This is a genomic window from Amycolatopsis samaneae (assembly GCF_039541975.1).
Classification (GTDB): Bacteria; Actinomycetota; Actinomycetes; order Mycobacteriales; family Pseudonocardiaceae; genus Amycolatopsis; species Amycolatopsis samaneae.
Window position 1 is genome coordinate 138440 of sequence record NZ_BAABHG010000012.1, and the last position, 22100, is coordinate 160539.

Below are 22100 nucleotides of genomic sequence, written 5' to 3' on the forward strand. Positions count from 1 at the left end.
CCTTCTAGACTCTGCGGCCATGGCTGGCAAGGGAACACCGGCGACCGCGCTGCTCGCGAAGCAGAAAGTGGCCCACGAAGTGCACTCCTACGAACATGACCCGCGTCACGAGTCGTTCGGTTCGGAGGCGGTCGAGGCGCTCGGCCTCGACCCCGCGCGCGTGTTCAAGACCCTGGTCGCCGACGTCGACGGCAAACTGACCGTCGGGGTGGTGCCGGTCACCGGCCAGCTCGACCTGAAGGCGCTCGCCGCCGCGGCGGGCGGCAAGAAGGCGAAAATGGCCGATCCGGCCGCGGCACAGCGGGCGACCGGGTACGTACTGGGCGGGATCTCGCCGCTCGGGCACCGCAGCCGGATCCCGGTGGTGATCGACGCGACGGCCGAGGGGTTCGAGACCGTGTTCTGCTCGGGCGGGCGACGCGGGCTGGAGGTCGAACTCGCCCCCGCCGACCTGGTGCGGCTCACCGGCGCCGTGGTGGCACCGATCGCGGGCTGAGCGAGAGCGAGGGACCTTTACTCCCGTTGTATGCGTGCGCATAGAGCGAGAGCAGAGGTCCCTTGCTTTCTTTTCGCAGGTCAGGGACGGTCCGTGGAGGCCTCCTTGAGGGACCTAGAGTCCCTCAAGGAGGCCCCCACGGACCACTGAAGAGCGGGTTACGAGAACAGGCGGAGCACGCGGGTCAGCCACTCCGAGGCGGCGCGGGAGACGCCGTCCAGGTCGGCGGTGAGGGTGTGGTCGCCGTCGAGGACGACGATCTCGTGGTGCGGCCCGGCCGCCGGTCGCCCGAACGGGTCACGCTCGCCCTGCACCACGAGCGTGGGCACCTCGACGGCGTCGAGTTCGTCCTGGCGGCTCTTCTCCGGCCTGCCCGGCGGATGCTCGGGGAACGCAAGGCACAGCACCGCCACCGCCTGCCCCGCCGACGCCGTCCGGCACGCCACCCGCGCCCCCGACGACCGGCCGCCGAACACCAGCGGCAGACCGTCGAAGCGCTCGGCGAGGTCGTCGGCGACGGTCAGCCAGGCGCTGTCCAGCTGGTTCGCGGGCGCCGGGGCACGCCGCCCGGCGACCCGGTACGGCTGCTCGACCAGCGCCACGTGCACGCCGATCGCCTGCACGGCGCGGGTCACCGCGACGAGATCCTTCGCGCCGATCCCGCCGCCCGCGCCGTGGCCGAGCATCAGCACCGCGGTGCCCTCCTCGGCGCAGTGCAGCTCCGCCCTGGCCGGGCCGTAGCCGGTGTCGATCTCCAGGGTGGTCATGGCCGGGGCGTCTCGAAGAGCGCGTCCTCGTCGAGACCGGGCCCCGGGTCGACGCGGTCCAGCAGCTCGGGGCCGTTGTTCCGGACGTTGTTGACCTTCGACGAGACCGGGCGCAGCTCCAGCGACTCGACGATCTCCGGCGCGGTGGGCACCAGCAGGTCGGTCACGTCGGCGCGGTCCGGGTCGAGCCACGGATCCCACTGCGCCTTCGGCACGATCAGCGGCATCCGGTGGTGGATGTCGGTGAGCTGCCCGGTCGAGTCGGTCGTGATGATCGAAAAGGTGATCAATGGATCCGCAGCGTCATCGTCCTTCGGGCGCCAGCTCTCCCAGATCCCGGCGAACGCGAGCGAGGCGGAATCGGGGCCGGTCATGTAGAACGGCTCCTTCTCCTTGCCGGTGCGGCGCCATTCGAACCAGCCGTCGGCCGGGACGAGACACCGGCGCGAGGACAGCGCGCGGCGGAAGGCGGGCTTCTCCTTCGCCGTCTCGGCCCTGGTGTTGATCATGCGCGAGCCCACCGAGGGGTCCTTCGCCCAGAACGGCACGAGGCCCCAGCGCATGAGCCGCAGCGAACGCTCGGCGGGCTCGTCCTCGAGCACCTGCCCCTCGGCGTCCCGCGGATGCCGCTGCACGACGGTCACCACGTTCTTCGTCGGTGCCACGTTGTGGTCGGTCCTGGCCCGGCCCTCGGTCAGGTCGACCGCCGCGAACTGGTCGATCAGCGCCGCCGGATCCTTCGTGGCGGCATAGCGGCCGCACATCGCCAACCTCCTCGCGGTGTCGTTCCCGGGGTAGTCATGGTTACACGCAGGCCAGGGCCCTGGCGAGCCGCATGGGATCATTCCGTGGGGACGGTGACCGGGAGGACGTGGGCGGATTGGCGCGAAGCGACTGGCGCAGGCTGGACGAATCCGATGTGCGAGTACGTCCCGGCAAGGGCACCAGGCCGCGCAGCAAGCGCCGCCCCGAACACGCCGACGCGGTCACCGCGATGGTCATCGGCAAGGACAGGGGCCGCTGGACCTGCGCGATCGACGCCGATCCCGATCGGGTGATCACCGCGATGCGGGCCAGGGAGATGGGCCGGGTGTCCGTGGTGGTCGGTGACCGGGTCGCCGTCGTCGGCGACGTCAGCGGGCGGCCGGACACACTGGCCAGGATCGTGCGGGTCGACGAGCGGACGAGCGTGCTCCGCCGCACCGCCGACGACACCGATCCGTACGAGCGGGTCGTGGTCGCCAACGCCGAACAACTGCTCATCGTGACCGCGCTGGCCGATCCGCCGCCGCGCGCGGGCTTCATCGACCGCTGCCTGGTCGCCTGCTACGCCGGCGGGGTCGAGCCGGTCCTCTGCCTGACCAAGGCGGACCTCGCCGACCCCGCGGACCTGCTCGACGGCTACGCGGGCCTCGACCTCCCGGCGCTGGTGACCCGCTACGACGAGGAGCCCGCCGGGCTCGCCGAACGCCTCAAGGGCCGGGTCACCGCGCTGGTCGGGCACTCCGGTGTTGGCAAGTCCACGCTGGTCAACCGGCTCGTGCCGGAGGCGGGCCTGGCCACCGGGGTGGTGAGCGCGGTCGGCAAGGGACGGCACACCTCGGTCGCGGCGGTGGCGCTGCCCCTGCCCGACGGCGGCTGGGTGATCGACACGCCCGGCGTGCGGTCGTTCGGCCTCGCGCACGTCACCGCCGACGACATCGTGCTGGCCTTCGAGGAGTTCGCCGAGGCGGCCGAGGAGTGCCCGTCCGGCTGCGGCCACCTCGGCGCGCCCGAGGACCCGGACTGCGCGCTCGACGCCGTGGTCACCGACGGCGAAGCCCGGCCCGACCGGCTGTTGTCCCTGCGCAGGCTGCTCGCTTCCCGCAGCGGCGTGGAGTCGTAAAGCGGACATGTGGTAACTCTTTCCCCGTTCGGGCGATACCCGGATGGAGTACATCAACTTTCGAGGGGGCAAGACCTTGCGCAAGACGACTCTCGTCGCGGCCGGCGCCGCGCTCGTCCTCACGCTCACCGCGTGCGGCGGGAACAACGGCGGCATCGGTTCCCAGATTTCCGAAAACAAGGCTTCCGGCCTCTCCGCGCCGTTCGCCGACGCGTTGCAGCTGGCCAGCGCGTCCAAGGAGGGCACGCAGAAGTCCAAGTCGGCGAAGATGAGCATGGAGGCGTCGGTCGCGGGGCAGTCCATCAGCATGACCGGTGCCATCAGGTTCGACGGCGAGAACACCGCCGTGGCGATGTCCATGAACATGATGGGCCAGCAGATGGAGCTGCGGATGGTCGACAAGACCACGTACATGAAGATGCCCGCAGAGCAGCTCAAGAAGATGGGCACCGACAAGACCTGGGTGAAGATCAACCCGAACGGCGACGACCCGGTCTCCAAGGCACTGGGCAAGTCGACGGCCGAGAGCTCCGACCAGAGCGACCCGACCAAGATCCTCGAGCAGATCGGGAACGGCGGCAAGATCATCAGCTCCGACCAGACGGAGCTGAACGGCGAGCCGGTCAACCACTACGTCGCCGAGATCGACCTCGGGAAGAACATGACCAAGGTGCTGGACAACGCTCCGCCCGAGGCCAAGGATGCGCTGGCCGAGAAGCTCAAGGGTCTCAAGATGCCGGTCGAGCTGTGGCTGAACAAGGACCAGCTGCCGGTGCAGATGGTGGTGGACTCCTCCGCGATGATCAAGGCCGCCGGCGTCCCCGGCGAGGCCGAAGCGGGCAAGGTCACCGTCAAGTACACCGACTGGGGCAAGCCGGTCGACGTGCAGGCCCCGCCCGCCGACCAGGTCGCCGACGCCAGTGAAATGAAGCCCGGCGGCCGCTGAGCCACCGGCCTACCAGAAGACTCTCCGTAGCAGCGGGTCCCCCGAACGTGTTCGGGGGACCCGCTGTGTTTGTCTGGGCCCTATGTGGAGACCGGCCGTCGCGCTCGCCTGCGTCCTCCTGCTCGGCGCGTGCGCCGGCGACGACGACACGCCGCCCGCGATGACCGACGCGAAGGCACTCGCCGACGCGGTCCGCACGGGCACGATCGCGGGCCGCTCGGCGAAGTTCGGCACCGACGTGAACGCGGGCGCGGTGAAGTCGAAGGGACAGGGCCAGGCCCGGTTCGCCGAGGACGGCACCGCGCTCGCGATGACCACCGACGTGCTCGGCGATCCGCTGGAACTCCGCCTGACACAAGGAAAACTCTTCGCGAAGGTGCCCGAGGGCTCGCGCGGGGACGAGAGCGGTAAGCCGTGGATCGCCGTCTCCCCCGACGGCACCGACCAGTTCTCCCAGGTGCTCGGCGGCAGCCTCGGCCAGCTGGCCGGGCAGAACGATCCGCTGCGGACGGTCGGCCAGCTCCGCGCCGCGGGCGCCATCACCACGGCCGAGCGCGTCGAGCTCGACGGAACCTCGGTCGAGCACTACTGGCTCAAGCTCGACCTGGAAAAGCTCGGCGGCCAGCTGCCCGCCGGGCTGTCGGCGGAGGCGGTGGCACAGCTGCGGGGCAAGGCCGGCGCGTTCGGGATGGAACTGTGGGTCGACGACGCGAACCGGCCCCGGCAGATCGTGCTCGACCTCTCGCCGATCCTCACCGCGGCCGGGGCCCCGGACGGGGCGAGCGCGCGGATCACCACCCGCTACACGGACTGGGGTTCGGCCGTCGACGTCGAGCCACCACCCGTCGAGCAGGTCGCCACGACGCCGGGATGAGCGATACGTCCCATTTCGGCGAGGCCGGGGTGACCCGGGTCGGGGGAAGTTGGGCCCGGGTTCACACCACGCCGACCGGATCACCGATAGCGTGACAACGTGGTGGAACCCGTATCGCAGAACGCGCCCGAAGACGAACCCGATCGACCGGACCGGGGCTGGGCGAAGGGGCGGCCGAAGAAGGACAAGAAGAAGCGGTCGTTCTGGAAGGAACTCCCGATCCTGCTCGTGATCGCGCTCGTGCTCACGATCCTGATCCAGAGCTTTCTCGCGAAGGTCTTCCTGATCCCGTCGGGGTCGATGGAGACCACGCTCCACGGCTGCACCGGCTGCACCAACGACCGCGTGCTGGTCGACCGGGTCACCTACGACTTCACCGACCCCTCGCCGGGCGACGTGGTGGTGTTCAAGGGCCCGGAATCCTGGTCGACGCACGAGATCGCGTCGCAGGAGTCGAGCAACATCGTCGTCAAGGCGCTGCGCGGGCTCGGCTCGCTCGTCGGGTTCGCGCCCCCGGACGAGCAGGACTTCGTCAAGCGGGTGATCGCGACCGGCGGCCAGACCGTGCAGGGTGACGCACAGGGCAGGGTCCTCGTGAACGGCAAGGCGCTCGACGAGCCCTACGTCCACTGGGAGGGCGAGATCCTCCAGGACCGGCAGCAGTTCTCCCCGGTCACGGTGCCCGCGGGCAGCGTGTGGGTGATGGGCGACAACCGCAACAACTCCTGCGACTCGCGCTGCCAGGGCGGCGGCGGGCTGAACGGCGTCGTCCCGGTGGACAACATCATCGGCAAGGCCCGGGTCATCGTGCTGCCGCCGAGCCGGTGGGGCGGCATCACCGACCACGACCCGCAGGCCGCCGCGCAGCCGGTCGCGCTCGGTGCCCCCGCCTGGCAGAGCGGGCTCCCGCTCGGGGTCGGCCTCGCCGCCGCCTGGCCGGTCCTGTTCACCGGCCGGAAGCTGGCCGCGGGCGTCCGGAAGGCGGCGGGCCGGAAGCGTCGCTAGAGCAGTTCCAACAGGAACGGGAGTTCCTGCGGCGCGTACCAGGCGAGCTCGTGGTCCTCGGCGTCGCCCAGGGTGAACTCGGCGTCCGGGTCACCCAGGTCGGCGGCGTCGATCACCGCGGCCGCCGCGGTGACGGCCTCCTCGGCCTCGGCCGCGTCCACGTGGATCGCGGCGATCCGGCTCAGCGGCACCGGCCCGGCCAGACGCACGACGGCGGCGTCGAGGTCGGGCCGGTGTGTCGCGTCCTCGACATCGGCGGACACCACGGCCCGGCGGGGTTCGCCCTTCTCCTCGGCCGCGATCAGCCGCAGCGACGCCCGCGCGGCGTCGAGCAGCGCCGCGTACTCCAGCTCCTCGTCGGAGCCGCTGGCGTAGGCCTCGCGCAGCGCGGGCGTGAGCGCGAACCCCGTCCCGCTCCGCGCGCGGAACTCACCAGTGGTGTTCAGCTCACGCAACATCGCGATCGTGGCAGGAAGATAGACCCTCACCAGTGCGCACCCTTCAGCTCTTCCAACGATTCCTCGATCATCCCGGCCAGCACCTCCACGTCACTGACCGCCTTGCGGTCGCCGTTGAGTCCGAAGTAGACGCCGCCGTGATACGAGCTGACCCCGATCGCGAGCGCCTGGTTGCGCAGCAGCGGCATCACCGGGAACATCTCGACCATCCTCGCCTCCCCCGCGTACATCGGCACCTGCGGGCCGGGCGAATTCGTCACCATCAGGTTGAAGATGCGCCCGGAGAGTGATCCCGCCGCCCGCGCGCCGAGCGAGTGCAGCGTCGCCGGGGCGAACCCGCCGACCTTGAGCAGGCCCCGCGCGGCGACCGAACGGCCCGAGTCGAGATGGTCGGTCATGGCGTGCCCGATGTGCTGCAGCCGCAGCACCGGATTCGGCTCGCCGACCGGCAGATCCACCAGGTAGGCCGCGACCTGGTTGCCGACCAGCGCCGGCGTCGAGTACTCGGCGGTCTCCGCGTCACGGACCGCCATCGGCACCAGCGCGCGCACCGTGTCCTGCGGGGTCAGCGTCTCGCCACGAGACAGCAGCCACTCCCGCAGCGCACCGGTGACCGCCGCGAGCACGACGTCGTTCACGGTGCCGCCGTGCTCGGCGCGGATCTTGCGGAAGTCCTCCAACCGGGTGCGGACCACCGCGAACATCCGGCCGCCGGAGACGCGGACGTTCAGCGGCCCGGCGGGCGCCGGGTGCACCACGGTGCGCAGGGCCGTGGCCACTCCGCCGAGTGCCTCGGCCACCTTCCCCGCCGTCGCGACCGCGTCGTTGGCGGCGGACCGGACGTTCTCCACCAGCTCGGTCGGGCGCTGCACGGTCTCGCTGACCGCGTCCATGACCAGCTGCGTGCGGCTCGGCTCCCGCCGGGGCGTCCAGGTGTCGTCGAACGGCTCCACCTCCGCCGGGGTGGGATCGAGGACGATCTGGCCGAGCTCGATCGTGCCCAGACCGTCCACAACGGACTGGTGGGTCTTGGTCACCAGCGCGACCCTGTCCCCGCCGAGCCCCTCGATGAAGTACGCCTCCCACAGCGGGCGCTCCGGGGCCAGCCGTCGCGACATCAGCCGGGCGACGAGGTCGAACAGCTGCTCGTCGCTGCCCGGCTGGGGCAGCGCGGACCGGCGGACGTGGTAGTTGAGGTCGAAGTCGACATCGTCCACCCACACCGGCCGCGCCAGGCGGCCCGGTATCTCCTGCACGCGCTGGCGGTACCGCGGCAGGAAGGCCAGCCGCTGGCCGATCAGCGCGAGCATCTGCTCGTAGCCGAACCCGGTCCGGGGCCGTTCGAAGATGGCCACCCCGCCGACGTGCATCGGCGTCGCGTGGTCCTCGACGTACAGGAACGACGCGTCCAGCGCGGAAAGGCGGTCGGGCATGGGCCGATCCTTACACAATGCGAGACTGCCCGGTGTGGGTGATGACTCTGCGACGTCCGCGGTTTCGCCGAAGGACCGCTTCCTGACCGTCTACGGACGCAAACCGGTGCTGGAGGCGCTCGCCGACACCGGGCTCGAAGTGGACAAGGTGATCCTGGCCGACACCGTGCGCGGTCCGGGCGCCGCCGAGATCCAGCGCGCCGCCAAGGCGGCCGGGGTGCCGGTGCAGCGGGCGAGCGCGCACCGCGTCAAGGTGCTGGCGGGCAACGGCAAACAGGACCAGGGCGTGCTCGCCGACGTCGTCGCGCCGCGCATGCGCTCGCTGGCCACCGCGCTCGCGGATCGGCGCCCGCCCGCGCGAGTCCTGCTGCTGGACGGCATCACCACCCCGGCCAACGTCGGGATGATCCTGCGCACCGCCACCGCCGCGGGCCTCGACGGCGTGATCGTGCCGCGGCGCGGGGTCGCCGCGCTGGACCCGATGGTGGTCAAGGCGTCCGCCGGGGTCGCGTTCCGCGCGCCGGTGCTGCGCTGCGGCAGCGCGCGGGAGGCCGCGGAGCTGCTCACCGAAGCCGGTTACTCGATCTACGCCCTGGGTGCTTCGGCGAAGTCGACGGTGTTCGACGTCGAGCTGCCGCAACGCACCGCGTTCGTGCTGGGCGGGGAGACCGACGGCGTCGGCGAGGAGGTCGGCGAGCTGGTCACCGAATGGCTGCGCATCCCGATGCCGGGTGACGTCGAGTCGCTGAACGTCTCGGCCGCGGCGGCGGTGCTCTCCTTCGAACTGGTCCGTCGCTTCCGCTGAGTCACTCGCGGTGGGCGCGCTCCGCCGGGAACAGCGCGGCCAGTTCGGCCAGCGTCCCGGTGACCGTGGTGTGGTGGACGCCGACCATGCCCGCGCCGACCGCGCCGCGGACGTTGGCGGACGAATCGTCGACGAACACACAGCACCCGGCGGGCAGGCCCAGCATCGCCGCGGTGATCAGATAGGCCTCACGGTTCGGCTTCGCGACCCCGATCTCGCCCGAGAACACCAGTGCGTCGAAATAGGGACTCATCGCGTTCTTCGCCGGGCCGGGAGCGCCGGGCGCGTTGGACAGCAGCGCGGTGCGCAGGCCGCGATCACGAGCCGCTTCGAGATAGGTGTAGAGCAGTGCGGCGTCCGGCTCGGTGAGCACCCCGGCGTAGTCGATCACTAGGCCCTTCAACATCCCGAACACCCTAGCCCGGTGGACGGGCACGCGTGGCGGATAACGCAATCCGCGGCGCCAGGCAACCGATTCCGCGCATTTCCCCGAATATGGCGATCCCTGTCCGGTTCACGGCGTTCGGAGGCCACTAACCCGTGCCGGGCAGACCGCCCGGTACGAGAGGGGAATCATGGACAGCGAACACCGTCTGAAAACGTTGACGGGCTACGAACCGCGTCCGGGGCACGGCCGCGCGACCACGCCGCTCGCGCCGGTGCGGCGGCTGCCGGCGCGCCGCGCGCTGGCGGTGGTCCGGGAGCCCGCGCCCCCGCTGGACGGGCCCCAGATCGCGACCGTGCTGACCGCGATCCTCGAAACGCACGACGGGCACCGCCCGGCGGCCCAGCTCGAACCGCTGGTGGACCGCGCGTTGTTCGACCGGCTCCGCACGCGGGGCCGGACCCGGTCGGCCGCCCGGCACCGCGTGCGGAGCGTGCGCCTGTGTGCCCCCGCCGAAGACGTCGTCGAGGCCTGCGCGCGGGTCGAGACCGGCCCTCGCACCATCGCCCTCGCCACCCGCTTCGAACGCTCCGGTGGCCGCTGGCGATGCGTGCGCTTCGACCTGCTGGACCCGTTCGCCACGGCCCAGCGCCTGGTGGCCTGACGCCATCTTCCCAGTTCAGCGACACCTTCCGGCGTCGAAGTGGAGCAAGGGACCTTTGCTAGCGTTCTTCAGCGCGCCAACGATTAGCGTGCTAACGAAGTGTGAGCAAAGGTCCCTTGCTCCCGTTCCGGAGCGGACTCAAGCGCCCCAATGTGGCATTGGGTGCGTTGGACGCACCGAACGCCACATTGGGTGCGTTGGACGCAGCGAACGCCACATTGGGGCGCTCCGGAGCCCGGGGTCAGCGAGTGACCGGGAGGGCGGCGAGGCCGCGCAGCGTGGTGGTCGGGTTCCAGCGCGGCTCACCGGCCAGACGCAGCTGCGGGACACGCCTGGCCAGTTCACGGAAGACGACCCGGCCCTCCAGCCGGGCAAGCGGGGCACCGAGACAGAAGTGGATGCCCTGTCCGAAAGCGAGGTGACGGCCCGGCTCGCGGGACGGGTCGAACACGTCCGGGTCGGCGCTGACGGCGGGATCGCGGTTCGCGGCTCCGATGAGGACGATCGCCTGACCGCCCTCGGCGACCGCGACGTCGCCGACGACGGTGTCCCGCAGCGCCGTCCGCATGGTGAGCTGCACCGGCGAGTCGTAGCGCAGCACCTCTTCGACGGCCCCCTCGGCGAGTTCGCCGCCGGGGCCGAGCGCGCCGACGCCGTCGGGGTGCCGCAGCAGCGCGAGGACACCGTTGCCGATGAGGTTCGTGGTCGTCTCGTGGCCCGCGGTCAGCAGAAGGGTCAGCGTGACGAGCAGCTCGCCCTCGCTGAGCCGGTCCCCGTCGTCGGCCGCGGTGACCAAAGTGGACAGAAGATCCTCGCCGGGGTCGCGGCGCCGGACCGCGGCGAGTTCCCGGAAGTAGGCGACGAACTCCTGCCGCGCGCGGACCGCGGGCTCGCGGACTTCCGGCGCCAGCAGGAAATCGGGGTCGAGTGCGCGTGCCATCGCGTGCGACCACGCGGCGAACCGCTCGCGGTCGTCGAGCGGGACGCCGAGCAGCTCGCTGATCACCTCGACCGGCAGCGGCGCCGCCAGCTCGGCCATGAGGTCGGCTTCACCGGCCTCGGCGATCCGGCCCACCATCGTGGCGGCCAGCTCTTCGATCCGAGGGGTGAGCCGCTCGACCGTCCGCGGGGTGAACGCCTTCGACACCAGCCGCCGCAGCCGCGTGTGGTCGGGCGGGTTGAGCCCGAGAAACGACCGGACCACCCGGCCCCGCTCGTCCACCGGCTCGTCCGGGCGCCGGTCCTCGGGCGCGAGGAACTCGGGGTCCGGGTGGCCGAACGCGGAGTCGCGCAGCACCTGCGTCGCCTCGGCCAGGCCACTCACCGCCACCATCCCGCCGGGGAGCACGGCGACCGCGGCGCGCTCACGCCAGCGACGGTAGTCCGGATACGGATCGGGACGCCGTTCCGCACCGAACAGTCCGATGAAAGTCGACAAATCATTTTCGACCGGTGTGGTGGACACGGCTCCCCTTCGCTCGCCTCCCGGGCACCTCGCCCGCACACCGGGAGAACGTGCCGGAGGGCCGCCGCGTTCCAGTACGCGACGGCCCTCCGGTGACTACCTGCTTCTCAGCGGCGCGGGCCCTTCTTGCCCTTCTTCGCCTCGGCGCGCTGCGCGGCGCGGCGCTCCCGGCGGGTGCCACCACCCGCACCACCACCGGCCGCCTCGTCCGCGGCACTGTCCGAATGGGACTCGACGCTGCCGTCCTCGGACGGGCCGGACATGGTCAGCCCGGTCTGTCCGCCGCCACCGCCGAGGCCCTTGCCCCGCAGGGCCGAGGGCACCGAGTCGGTGTCGGTCGTCGGCGGCTGCGGCGGCGCCGGGCGGGCGTGCCTGCCCTCGTTCTCCGGGGCCTGGCCGTTGCCGTTGCCGTGCACGCCGGTGGGCAGCGCCGCGGCGGCCTCCTCGGCGACCGGCGCCGGTTCGGCGCGCTCGACCTGGAGGTTGAACAGGAAGCCGACGGCCTCCTCCTTCAGCGAGTCCAGCATCGCGCGGAACATGTCGAAGCCCTCGCGCTGGTACTCGATCAGCGGATCGCGCTGCGCGAGCGCCCGCATGCCGATGCCCTCCTTGAGATAGTCCATCTCGTAGAGGTGCTCACGCCACTTTCGGTCGAGCACGGTCAGCATCACCTGACGCTCCAGGCGGCGCATCGCGCCCTCTTCGCCGACCAGCTCGTCGATCTCGGCCTCGCGCCGGTCGTAGGCACGGTGCGCGTCCTCGACCAGCGCGGCGCGAAGCTCGTCCGCGTCGAGGTCGCCGTCCTCCATCAGCTCGTCCCACTCGATGCCGACCGGGTAGAGCGTCTTGAGCGCGGACCACAGCTTCTCGTGGTCCCAGTCCTCGGCGTACCCGTCGGCGGTCGCGCCGTCGACGTAGGCGTTGACGACGTCGATGAGCATGTGCTCGATCTGCTCGCGCAGATCCTCGCCCTCGATGACGCGGCGGCGCTCCTTGTAGATCACCTTCCGCTGCTCGTTCATGACCTCGTCGTACTTGAGGACGTTCTTGCGAGTCTCCATGTTGAGCTGCTCGACCTGCGTCTGCGCGCTCTTGATGGCCTTGGACACCATCTTGTGCTCGATCGGCACGTCGTCGGGCAGGCGCATCGTGGTCATCACGCGCTCGACCATGGTCGCGTTGAAGCGGCGCATCAGCTCGTCCCCGAGCGAAAGGTAGAACCGCGACTCGCCGGGGTCGCCCTGCCGGCCGGCCCGGCCGCGGAGCTGGTTGTCGATGCGGCGCGACTCGTGGCGTTCGGTGCCGAGCACGTAGAGCCCGCCCGCCTCGCGGACCTGGTTGGCGTTCTCCTCGGCGTCCAGTTCCTTCTTGACGCCTTCGAGCACCTCCGGCCAGACGGCGTTGTACTCCTCCGGCGTCTGCTCCGGGTCCAGGCCGCGTTCCTTCATCACTTCCTGGGCGATCGGCTCGGCGTTGCCGCCGAGCACGATGTCGGTACCGCGGCCGGCCATGTTGGTGGCGACGGTGACCGCGCCGACCCGGCCCGCCCGGGCGATCAGCACGGCCTCCCGGTCGTGGTGCTTCGCGTTGAGCACCTCGTGCGGCACGCCCAGCTTCAGCAGCAGCTTCGACAGGTGCTCGGACTTCTCGACGCTGGTGGTGCCGACCAGCACCGGCTGGCCCTTCTCGTGCCGCTCCGCGATGTCCTCGGCCACGGCCTCGAACTTCGCCTGCTCGCTCTTGTAGATCAGGTCGGCCTGGTCGGCGCGGACCATCGGCCGGTTCGTCGGGATCGGCACCACACCCAGCTTGTAGGTCTGGTGGAACTCGGCCGCCTCGGTCTCGGCGGTACCGGTCATCCCGGACAGCTTCTTGTACAGCCGGAAGTAGTTCTGCAGCGTGATCGTGGCCAGCGTCTGGTTCTCGGCCTTGATCTCGACCTTCTCCTTGGCCTCGATCGCCTGGTGCATGCCCTCGTTGTAGCGGCGGCCGACCAGGATTCGCCCGGTGAACTCGTCGACGATCATGACCTCACCGTCGCGGACGATGTAGTCCTTGTCGCGGTGGTAGAGCTCCTTGACCTTCAGCGCGTTGTTCAGGTAGCCGACCAGCGGGGTGTTGGCGGCCTCGTAGAGGTTGTCGATGCCGAGCTGGTCCTCGACGAACCGGACGCCCTTCTCGGTGACCGCGACCGTGCGCTTCCGCACGTCGACCTCGTAGTGGTACTTCCCGTTGATCAGGTTCGCCTTCTCGACCCGCTCGCGCGTGCCCATCGTGGTGGTGTCGATGCCCTGCATGAGCGGCGCGAGCCGGGCGAACTCGACGTACCAGCGCGAGGACTGGTCGGCGGGACCGGAGATGATCAGCGGGGTCCGCGCCTCGTCGATGAGGATCGAGTCGACCTCGTCGACGACCGCGAAGTTGTGCCCGCGCTGGACGCACTCGTCCAGGCTCCAGGTCATGTTGTCGCGCAGGTAGTCGAAGCCGAACTCGTTGTTCGTGCCGTAGGTGATGTCGGCGTTGTACTGCTGGCGCCGCACCTCCGGCGACTGCTCGGCCAGGATGACGCCGACCTCCAGGCCGAGGAAGCGGTGGATCCGGCCCATCCACTCCGCGTCGCGCTTGGCGAGGTAGTCGTTGGTCGTGATGATGTGCACGCCGTCGCCGGGGATCGCGTTCAGGTAGGCCGCGAGCACACAGGTCAGGGTCTTGCCCTCACCGGTCTTCATCTCGGAGACCTGGCCGAGGTGCAGCGCCGCGCCACCCATCAGCTGGACGTCGTAGTGCCGCTGGCCGAGCACCCGCTTGCCCGCCTCGCGCGCGACCGCGAAGGCCTCCGGCAGCAGATCGTCGAGCGATTCACCCTCGCGATACCGCTTGCGGAACTCCTCGGTCTTCGCCCGCAGCTCGGCGTCGGACAGGTCCTTGACGTCGTCTTCGAGGGTATTGATGTGAGCGGCGATGTTGCGCAGCCGCTTCACCATCTTGCCCTCGCCCGCGCGGAGCAGGCGGTTCAGCACCATCCGGTCGACCTCACTAGCTGGATTCATGATCGCGCCCGAGCCGGTCCCGGGCAGCATCGGCGGCGATCACGGCGTCGTGCGCCGCGGTCGCGTTCCCCCATCGTAGGGAACCGGACAGCGTACGCGCACGCACCTTGCGTGCACGCACGCGAACGGCCCGCACGCGGGGTGCGTGCGGGCCGCTCGTCGGATGTCTTCCGGGCGGGCTCAGCCGAGCCGGATCACGCCGTAGTCGAAGCCTTTCCGGCGGTAGACGACACTCGGCCTGCCGGCTTCGGAGTCGTTGAACAAGTAGAAGTCATGGCCGACCAGCTCCATCTCGTAGAGAGCCTGGTCCACCGTCATCGGGTCCGCGGAGTGCTGTTTCTCGCGGACGACGCGGCCGGGCTGGTAGCTCAGCTCGTCGTCTTCCCAGCGCTGTTGCTGGGGGATCTCTTCGACACTCGAGGCCGCGAAACCATTCGCGAGTATTTCGGCCTCTGGTGCCTCCAACACCGCGGTACGCGCGGCGGGAGCGGCGGAACTCGCCGGGGACGTGCCAGGCGTCATCGCCATCGAGGTCGCCTCGGCGACCGATTCCGGACGGCTGCGGCCGTAGTGCACGCGCCTCCGGTCATGTGTCCTCCGCAACCTGTTCTCGAGCTTGGTGACCGCGGAGTCCAGCGCTGCGTAGAAGTCGGCGGCACACGCTTCGGCGCGTACGGCCGGGCCCCTGCCCTTTCCGGTGATCTCGACCCGCTGGCAGCTCTTGGCCTGCCTGCGGTTCGGCTCGTGGAAGAGCTCCACGTCGTACCGGATGACCTTCTTGTCGTAGCGCTCAAGCCGGGCCAGCTTTTCGCTGACGAGCGCCCGGTAATGCTCGGGCACCTCCACGTTGCGGCCCTTAACGACGATGTCCATACACGACCTCCCTCGCTGAAATGACTGCGAGCTTTGTGATTCACCAGGGCGCCGGTAAAGAGGGGACGAAGCCCGGATCGCGGGCTGAGGGAACTCGGCAGACGGTCGCGACGTCTCGCGGCGGATGTCCGAGCGCGAACTCAGCGCACCTCCGGCGCCAGGGACATGGGCTGGTCACCTCCCTGCCTGCGGGGATTGCTGATTGCGGAGCACGTTAGCTTCATCACGGCCGTTACAACAGCCCCCGAGCCGGGGGATGTCGAGGGGTGGGAACCCGTTACGGCGCGCAGTGAAGCCGGGGTGATCACCGCAAAATCCTCGCGGTTCCGGCGCCGTTCCCGTGACTCGTTTTCACGCGGACGGCGCAATGCCTCAGCACCAGGAAAACCGAGGGTGACGACCCCGCCCGGCACAGCCGCCACTCCGGTGGAGTGGTCGGCCATCGAGGTGTTTCCGGGGTAGACCCTCATATCCCGACAACGGCGGCGAGCGCCGCGACGTTCCCGCCAAAGGTCACTCATGTAGGTGACACCCGGGTCACCCGGCCGCGAGCAGGGCGAGCACCGCGACCGCGCGTACCCCGTTCGCACGCAACGCCCGCGCGCACGCCGCGGCCGTGGCACCGCTGGTCACGACGTCGTCGAGCACCACCACCGGCACCCCCGGCGGCGGCCGTCCCGCCGGGACGAACCGGAGCCGTCCTTCGAGGTTCGCGAGCCGCTGTGCGCGGCTCAGCCCGACCGCGTCCTTCGCGCCGCCCGCCAGCCGCAACGCGGGGGCCACCACGGCCGGGACGCCCCGGCGGGCCAGCGTCCCGGCCGCGGCCTCGGCCAGCCGCCGGACGTGCGGGCCGCCGCGCAGCCGGGACGCCGAGCGTCTGCTCGGCGCGGGGACCAGGCAGACGCCGGAAGCGGAAATCCCGGAAGTGGGAATCCCACCTCCGGAAATCCCAGCCCGGAGATTCCCGGTTCGGGGCTTCCCGGTTCGGGGACCATCGCTCGGGGAACTCGCCGGGCCGGGCTCGCAGGCCGCGAGCAGCGACGGCAGCGCGCCGGCCAGCGCCCGGCCGAGCGGCGGGCCGAGGTCGCGGCGGCCGCGCTCCTTGTAGGCGAGCAGGAGACGTTTGGCCACGCCCTCGTAGCGGGCGAGCGCGTAGACCGGCACGACGCCCGCCGTCGGCAGGCGGGTGACCTCGGTCAGCGCTCCCCACACCCGGCCGCACTCGGGACAGCAGGGGGCGCCGCGCACACCGCAGGCGGCGCAGCGGGCGGGGACGAGAAGGTCGAGCATCGGGGAATTCATGCCGGGGAGTGTCCACGCGGGCACCGACAGTTTCCGGCCCCGCGCGGTCCCGTCCGTCGCGAACGGGCCGTTGGGGACGTTGAGTGTCCCGAACGCGCCGTTCGGGACACCGCCCGGCGGATCGGCGGCCCGGACGCCGGGTGGTGCCGAGGGACGCCCTTGGTGCGCTGGCACGACGAGGGCGTCCCTCGGTGCGGGGAGCGCACCGAAGGCGCCCATCAGTGCGTTGGCTGCACCGAAGGCGTCCCTCAGTGCGCCAGATGCACTGAAAGCGTCCTTCAGCACTCCGCCCCGGCGGAACCGGGAGCAAGGGACCTTTGCTATCGCCCGACGGCACCGGAAGCCCGCGGAGGACAGCCGCGAAAGACTTCAGCCGGGGTAGAAGGGGTCCGCGCCGGGAGTGGTGTGGCCGTGCGGACGCCAGACCTCGCCCAGTTCCGAAGCGACCCACAGGCCACCGCCGTCGGCGACCACGATCGGCCGGTTCGGGCCCGCGGTGACGGCGTGCACCGGCGGCGTCAGGTTCGAGCTGTTGAAGGCGTCCATCCGCAGCCCGTCGAGCGGCAGCTTCACCACCGGCTGCGAGTTCGACGACGTGGCCGCGACGAGGGTGTCGGGCGTGGCCCAGTCGACGTCCACGACGTCCTTGAGATCACGGCCCTGCAGCAGCCGCGGCGCCCGCAGCGTCACCGAATCCGCGGTCCGCACCACTGCGGCGACCACCAGCTTCCCGCCCGCCACGACCGCGGCGCGCGCGCCGTCACGGGAGAGCCGGAGTTCGGTGATCGGGCCGAGCGCGGTCACCTCGTTGGCGTTCACGCCCTGCGGCGCCCAGTGCCCGCCGGGCGCCACCACCAGCCGCGCCACCGTCGTGTGATCGACGACCGTCCACACCTCGCCGGAGGCGTCGCCGCCGGGCGCGACGGGGCGCCAGGTCGGCCGGGTGAGCGAGCCGCCGAACAGCTCGGTCTGCGGCAGCTCCCGGCCGTAGTCGCCGACCCGCAGCCGCATCCGGCCCTCGGCGCGCTCGACGACCGCGAGCCGCTTCCCGTCGATCGACTGCGCCGCGCTGGCGACGTCGTAACCGCCCGCGCCCGCCGGGCCCTCGACCGGCGCGCCGGTGCCGAGCGAGCGCACCCGCCCGCCCACGGTCATCAGGCCGAGCAGATCGGAGCTCGGCGACGCCACGGCGCCGTACGCCGGGAGCTCGCTCGCCCGCCAGTACTCGTGCCCCGGCACGAGCGGCGCGCCGTCGGCGAGCAGCCGGATCCGGGTCGAGGTCACGGTCTGCAGCGAGAGCACGATCTGCGCCGCGATCAGGTTCCGCGACTCCGGCGACGCCCCGGTCAGCCCGGTCAGCGGCACCACGACCGAACCGTCGTCGGCGGTCTTGACGTTGTTCTCGATGGTGATCGGATCGGCGAGGAAGTTCCGCACCGATCCGGCGAGCCCCTCGGACGGCCCGAGCATCAGCAGGTCCATCACGCGGCCGGCCAGCCCCGACTGCGGTTTCGCGACCACGTAACGGAGATCGGGGACGAAGGTGCCGGCGTCCTGCGAGTAGAAGCTCACCGGGACGCGGATGTAGTTGACCGAGAAGTCGGTGTCGGTGACGACCAGGTTCGGCGGCGGGTTGACGATCCGCCACTGCCCCGCCGCGCCCTGCCGGCGCAGTTCCAGCTGGAGCTTGAAGGGCCCCTGGTTCGGGACGAACGAGCTGTCCCCGCTCAACGCGCCCAGCGCGAAGCCGTGCACGTTCACCACCTGCACGTTCGGATCCGGCGGCCGGTTCTCGGTGTCGTAGGTGGTGTTGAAGATGTCGTCGATGATCGTCATGCCGCGGCCCGGCTTCCAGTTCGCACGGGCCTGCTCGTCGAGGTACACCTTCGCCGCGGCGTTGTTCGGCCCCGGCAGCGCGCTCGCGCGGACGAAGGCGCGGGCCAGCGACAGCGCGTCGATGTCCTTGGGCGGATCCGGCACGGTGGCGATCGCCTGCGGCGGCTTGTCCCCCGGCACCACCATCGGCTGGGACTCCTGCGGGATGTTCGCGCAGCCCGCGAGCAGCACGAGGCACAGCACGGCCAGCACGGCACGCCTCACCGGCCGACCTCCTCACGCTCGGCGAGCAGGGCGTCCGGCGCGGGCTGCACCTCGAGAGTGCCGATCACCTTCGGCTCGGCGGCGGGCGGGACGTGGTCCGCGGGCGGCAGCGGCAGCGGACTCTCCTCCACCGCCGCGCCCTGCCTGCGCGGCAGCACCAGCCGGAAGCACGCGCCGTACCCCGGCTCGCCCCACGCGTCGAGCTGACCGCCGTGCAGGCGCGCGTCCTCCTGGCTGATCGCCAGGCCCAGCCCGGTGCCGCCGGTGCGCCGGTTGCGGGAGGGATCCGCGCGCCAGAACCGGTTGAACACCAGCTCCGCCTCGCCCTGCCGCAGCCCGACACCGCGGTCCCGGACCGTCACCGCGACGGCGTTGTCGTTGACTCCCACGGTGAGCACCACCGGTTTGCCCTCACTGTGGTCGACGGCGTTGGCCAGGAGGTTCCGCAGGATCCGCTCGACGCGCCGGGCGTCGACCTCGGCGGTCGTCTCCTGCTCGGGCAGCACCAGCTCGATCGAGCTGCCCGCGTTCCCCGCGATGACCCGCACCTGCTCGACGGCCCTGGTCGCGATCGGCCGGACGTCGATGAACTCGGCGGACAGCTCCTCGACACCGGCGTCGAGACGGCTGATCTCCAACAGGTCGCCGAGCAGGGCCTCGAACCGGTCGAGCTCGTCGACCAGCAGCTCGGTGGAGCGGGCGAGCCCGGCGGGGAACTGCTCGCGCGAGGCGTGCAGCACGTCGGCGGCCATCCGGACGGTGGTCAGCGGGGTACGCAGCTCGTGCGAGACGTCGGAGGTGAACCGCCGCTGCAGCCCGCCGAACTCCTCCAGCTGCCGGATCTGCCGCTGGATGCTCGCCGCCATCTCGTTGTAGGACACGGCGAGTTTCGCCAGGTCGTCCTCGCCGAGCACGGCGAGCCGCTGGTCGAGGTCGCCGCCCGCGAACTGCTCGGCGGCGGCCGCCGCCTGCCGCACCGGCCGTACCACCTGCCGCGTGACCAGGTTGGTGATCCCGGCCAGCAACAGCAGCAGCACCAGCCCGCCGACGAGCAGCGTGTTCTGCACGGTGGACACCGTGTTCTGCTCGCTGGTCAGCGGGAACAGCAGGTACAGCTGCAACGGGCTGGCCATGGTGCTCAGCGGCGTGCCCACGATGAGGTAGGTCGTGCGGCCGCCGTTCGGGTCGTCGACGGTGTGTTCCAGGTAGCTGACCTGGTTGGACTCGACGAACTGGCGCAGCCGCTCGGGCACGCTGGCGAACGGCCCGGCCGCCACCGGGACGCTGCCCACCTGGTCCCGCCCGCCGCTGACCAGCACCGGGTCGAAGGTGCCCGCCGCCGAGCCCGCGCCGCCCTGGCTCGCCGGGCTGCTGGCGATCTTCTTGAGCGCGTTCTCCAGCCGGGCCCGCATCGCGTCGGTGTTCTCGCCGCCGACGCCGACCAGCTCCGAAGCCGCGGTGTCGGCCAGCGCCCGCGTCTGCTCGATCGCCGCGGTCCGCTTCGTGTCCAGCAGCCGCTCGGTGATCTGGTTCTGCAGCACCATGCCCAGCACGAACACGACCGCCGAGGACAGGGCCAGCGTCGACACGGTGACCCGGAACTGCAGCGAGTGCCGCCACAGCTCGTTGAACCCGACGACACGACGGCGCGCGAAAGCGGCGACGCGCCCTACGAGGCGCACCGCCGAGCGGGCGAAACCCGGCGCCCGATCACCCTCGGACGCCCCGGCGTTCTCCGGGGCGTCCGGCTGCTCCGGGGCCGACGGGACCGACGCGGTCATGGACGGATCACGGCGGGCCGGCCTTGTACCCGACGCCGCGCACGGTCAACACCACCTCGGGGTGCTCCGGATCGCGCTCCACCTTCGACCGCAGCCGCTGGACGTGCACGTTGACCAGCCGGGTGTCGGCCGCGTGCCGGTAGCCCCACACCTGTTCGAGCAGCACCTCGCGGGTGAACACCTGACGCGGCTTGCGGGCCAGCGCGACCAGCAGGTCGAACTCCAGCGGGGTGAGCGGGATGGCCTTGCCCTCGCGGGTGACCTCGTGGCCGGGGACGTCGATGGACAGGTCGCCGATGGTGAGCGACTCGGCGGGCTCGGCCTCGGTGCGGCGCATCCGGGCGCGGACCCTGGCGACCAGCTCCTTCGGCTTGAAGGGCTTGACCACGTAGTCGTCGGCGCCGGACTCCAGGCCGAGGACGATGTCCACCGTGTCGCTCTTGGCGGTGAGCATGACGATCGGCACGCCGGACTCGGCCCGGATCGCCTTGCAGACGTCGATGCCGTTCATCCCGGGCAGCATGAGGTCGAGCAGGACGAGGTCGGGTTTCAGCTCCCGCAACGCGGGCAGCGCGCGGGAACCGTCGGCGACCACCGCCGTGTCGAACCCCTCCCCACGGAGCACGATGGTGAGCATCTCCGCGAGTGCGGGGTCGTCATCGACCACCAAGACACGTGCCTTCATGCACACATATTCGCACTACTGCCCGCACGTGGGCGCGCGACCCGGGCTTCGGCGGCCGGAAAGATCCGAAATCGGGCCGATTTGCTCCATCCGGGTGCGGGCCTTCCGGGTGGCGGCCGCCCCCGGGCCGTCCCTTCAGCCGCCACCATACCCGCGTCACCGGAACCCCGAGCGTGCTTTTCACCGACAACGCGCCGAGTCCGGCGGAGACTGTCCTGCGCGAGGTCCGGGGTGGAGGCCGCCGAGCTGCGGGTTCGCCCGCTCAGCCGAACTTTTTCGGCGTCAGCCGTTAGTGTTGCGTCATGCGGAACCAGGGCTCGCGCAACGCAACGGGAAGCCAGGTGCAATCGGTCGACCGCGCGATCAGCGTGCTGGAACTGCTCGCCCGCAACGGGGAAACGGGGATCACGGAGATCGCCGGTGAGCTCGGGGTCCACAAGTCGACGGCGTCCCGCCTGCTGAGTGTCCTGGAGTCACGCGGCCTCGTCGAGCAGCTGGGCGAGCGCGGCAAGTACGCCATCGGTTTCGGCATCGTCCGGCTGGCGGGCGCCGCCACCGGCCGGATGGACCTCGCGAAGCTGGGCCGGGCCAGCTGCCAGACGCTGGCCGAGTCGCTCGGCGAGACGGTCAACATCGCCATCGCCGACGACGGCGTCGCGATCAACATCAGCCAGGCCCGCGGTTCGGCCGCGATCACCACGCAGAACTGGACCGGCCAGCGCACGCCGCTGCACGCGACGTCCAGCGGCAAGGTCCTGCTGGCGGCGCTGCCCGAAACGGAGCGGAAGCGCCTCCTGCGGCGCAAGCTGGAGCAGTACACCCCGCGCACCGTCGTGGACCCGGAGGAGCTGACCGCCGAGCTGGACCGCGTCACCGAGGACGGGTACGTGGCCTGCTACGAGGAACTCGAACTCGGCATGCACGCGGTCGCGGTGCCGATCCGCGGTCCCGGCGGCGAGGTCGTGGCCGCGATGAGCGTTTCGGGACCTTCCTACCGGCTTTCGAAACAACGCGTGCGGCAGATCGTGCGCCCGCTGACCGACGCGGCGATGGACCTTTCCGCCCAGCTCGGCTATTTCGCGGAATGAGGCGCCCACTCCCCCGAGGTCGAATCGACGGGGGAGGC

The 22100-nt window shown here is 71.0% G+C and carries 20 protein-coding genes; 8 read left to right on the top strand and 12 right to left on the bottom strand.

Features of this window, described 5'->3' with window-relative positions:
- Positions 1-19: 19 nt before the first annotated feature.
- A complete protein-coding gene (ybaK, locus tag ABD987_RS29605) occupies positions 20-496 on the top strand; it encodes a Cys-tRNA(Pro) deacylase (RefSeq protein WP_345401120.1) in 477 nt (158 codons plus the stop codon).
- Between the two features lie 158 nt (positions 497-654).
- On the opposite strand, the gene ABD987_RS29610 is transcribed toward ybaK, so the two are convergent.
- Together ABD987_RS29610 and ABD987_RS29615 are read right to left on the bottom strand one after the other, a co-directional pair.
- Positions 655-1263, bottom strand: coding sequence for an alpha/beta hydrolase family protein (locus ABD987_RS29610; protein WP_345401123.1), 609 nt, complete (start codon positions 1261-1263; stop codon positions 655-657).
- On the bottom strand, positions 1260-2027 hold the full coding sequence (locus tag ABD987_RS29615; RefSeq protein WP_345401126.1) for an SOS response-associated peptidase: 768 nt from the start codon (positions 2025-2027) through the stop codon (positions 1260-1262). Before ABD987_RS29615 ends, ABD987_RS29610 begins: the two co-directional genes overlap by 4 nt.
- A 116-nt stretch (positions 2028-2143) precedes the next feature.
- Here ABD987_RS29615 and rsgA point away from each other — a divergent pair, with 116 nt between their 5' ends.
- The 4 genes from rsgA (at position 2144) to lepB (ending at position 5973) form a co-directional block, all read left to right on the top strand.
- On the top strand, positions 2144-3148 hold the full coding sequence (gene rsgA / locus ABD987_RS29620) for a ribosome small subunit-dependent GTPase A (RefSeq protein WP_345401676.1): 1005 nt from the start codon (positions 2144-2146) through the stop codon (positions 3146-3148).
- 76 nt (positions 3149-3224) lie between these two features.
- Positions 3225-4094, top strand: coding sequence for an SCO4651 family lipoprotein (locus ABD987_RS29625; protein ID WP_345401129.1), 870 nt, complete (start codon positions 3225-3227; stop codon positions 4092-4094).
- Positions 4095-4176: 82 nt separating this feature from the next.
- The gene (locus tag ABD987_RS29630; protein WP_345401132.1) at positions 4177-4968 is read left to right on the top strand and encodes an SCO4651 family lipoprotein; all 792 of its coding nucleotides are present in this window, start codon (positions 4177-4179) and stop codon (positions 4966-4968) included.
- Between the two features lie 99 nt (positions 4969-5067).
- Positions 5068-5973, top strand: coding sequence for a signal peptidase I (gene lepB / locus ABD987_RS29635; protein ID WP_345401134.1), 906 nt, complete (start codon positions 5068-5070; stop codon positions 5971-5973).
- Here the strand turns inward: lepB and ABD987_RS29640 are convergent.
- Together ABD987_RS29640 and ABD987_RS29645 are read right to left on the bottom strand one after the other, a co-directional pair.
- Positions 5970-6461, bottom strand: a complete 492-nt coding sequence (locus ABD987_RS29640; RefSeq protein WP_345401137.1) for a DUF6912 family protein — start codon at positions 6459-6461, stop codon at positions 5970-5972. The two genes, lepB and ABD987_RS29640, sit on opposite strands and share 4 nt — an antisense overlap.
- Positions 6458-7864 (bottom strand): WS/DGAT/MGAT family O-acyltransferase, encoded by a 1407-nt coding sequence (locus ABD987_RS29645; protein WP_345401139.1) that lies wholly within the window; start codon positions 7862-7864, stop codon positions 6458-6460. Before ABD987_RS29645 ends, ABD987_RS29640 begins: the two co-directional genes overlap by 4 nt.
- A gap of 34 nt (positions 7865-7898) precedes the next feature.
- Here ABD987_RS29645 and ABD987_RS29650 point away from each other — a divergent pair, with 34 nt between their 5' ends.
- Positions 7899-8669: a TrmH family RNA methyltransferase gene (locus ABD987_RS29650; protein ID WP_345401142.1), complete on the top strand. Its 771-nt coding sequence runs from the start codon at positions 7899-7901 to the stop codon at positions 8667-8669.
- Between the two features lies 1 nt (position 8670).
- On the opposite strand, the gene ABD987_RS29655 is transcribed toward ABD987_RS29650, so the two are convergent.
- The gene (locus tag ABD987_RS29655) at positions 8671-9075 is read right to left on the bottom strand and encodes an HAD-IA family hydrolase (protein ID WP_345401146.1); all 405 of its coding nucleotides are present in this window, start codon (positions 9073-9075) and stop codon (positions 8671-8673) included.
- Positions 9076-9244: 169 nt separating this feature from the next.
- Here ABD987_RS29655 and ABD987_RS29660 point away from each other — a divergent pair, with 169 nt between their 5' ends.
- Entirely contained in the window at positions 9245-9718 is a 474-nt protein-coding gene (locus ABD987_RS29660; protein ID WP_345401149.1) for an Rv3235 family protein, read from the top strand.
- A 241-nt stretch (positions 9719-9959) separates the two neighbouring features.
- Here the strand turns inward: ABD987_RS29660 and ABD987_RS29665 are convergent, their stop codons facing one another.
- From ABD987_RS29665 to mtrA, 7 genes are all read right to left on the bottom strand, one after another.
- Complete coding sequence (locus tag ABD987_RS29665) at positions 9960-11183, bottom strand: cytochrome P450 (protein ID WP_345401152.1); 1224 nt, start codon at positions 11181-11183, stop codon at positions 9960-9962.
- 107 nt (positions 11184-11290) lie between these two features.
- Positions 11291-14206 (bottom strand): preprotein translocase subunit SecA, encoded by a 2916-nt coding sequence (gene secA / locus ABD987_RS29670; RefSeq protein ID WP_345401679.1) that lies wholly within the window; start codon positions 14204-14206, stop codon positions 11291-11293.
- 207 nt (positions 14207-14413) lie between these two features.
- The gene (hpf, locus tag ABD987_RS29675; RefSeq protein ID WP_345401155.1) at positions 14414-15106 is read right to left on the bottom strand and encodes a ribosome hibernation-promoting factor, HPF/YfiA family; all 693 of its coding nucleotides are present in this window, start codon (positions 15104-15106) and stop codon (positions 14414-14416) included.
- A gap of 537 nt (positions 15107-15643) precedes the next feature.
- Complete coding sequence (locus ABD987_RS29680) at positions 15644-16408, bottom strand: ComF family protein (RefSeq protein ID WP_345401682.1); 765 nt, start codon at positions 16406-16408, stop codon at positions 15644-15646.
- Between the two features lie 369 nt (positions 16409-16777).
- Positions 16778-18508, bottom strand: coding sequence for an LpqB family beta-propeller domain-containing protein (locus tag ABD987_RS29685; RefSeq protein ID WP_345401158.1), 1731 nt, complete (start codon positions 18506-18508; stop codon positions 16778-16780).
- The gene (gene mtrB / locus ABD987_RS29690; RefSeq protein ID WP_345401161.1) at positions 18505-20289 is read right to left on the bottom strand and encodes an MtrAB system histidine kinase MtrB; all 1785 of its coding nucleotides are present in this window, start codon (positions 20287-20289) and stop codon (positions 18505-18507) included. Before mtrB ends, ABD987_RS29685 begins: the two co-directional genes overlap by 4 nt.
- Positions 20290-20296: 7 nt before the next feature.
- Positions 20297-20974, bottom strand: a complete 678-nt coding sequence (gene mtrA / locus ABD987_RS29695) for an MtrAB system response regulator MtrA (protein WP_345401164.1) — start codon at positions 20972-20974, stop codon at positions 20297-20299.
- Between the two features lie 302 nt (positions 20975-21276).
- Here mtrA and ABD987_RS29700 point away from each other — a divergent pair, with 302 nt between their 5' ends.
- Positions 21277-22062, top strand: a complete 786-nt coding sequence (locus tag ABD987_RS29700) for an IclR family transcriptional regulator (RefSeq protein WP_345401167.1) — start codon at positions 21277-21279, stop codon at positions 22060-22062.
- Positions 22063-22100 lie beyond the last annotated feature (38 nt).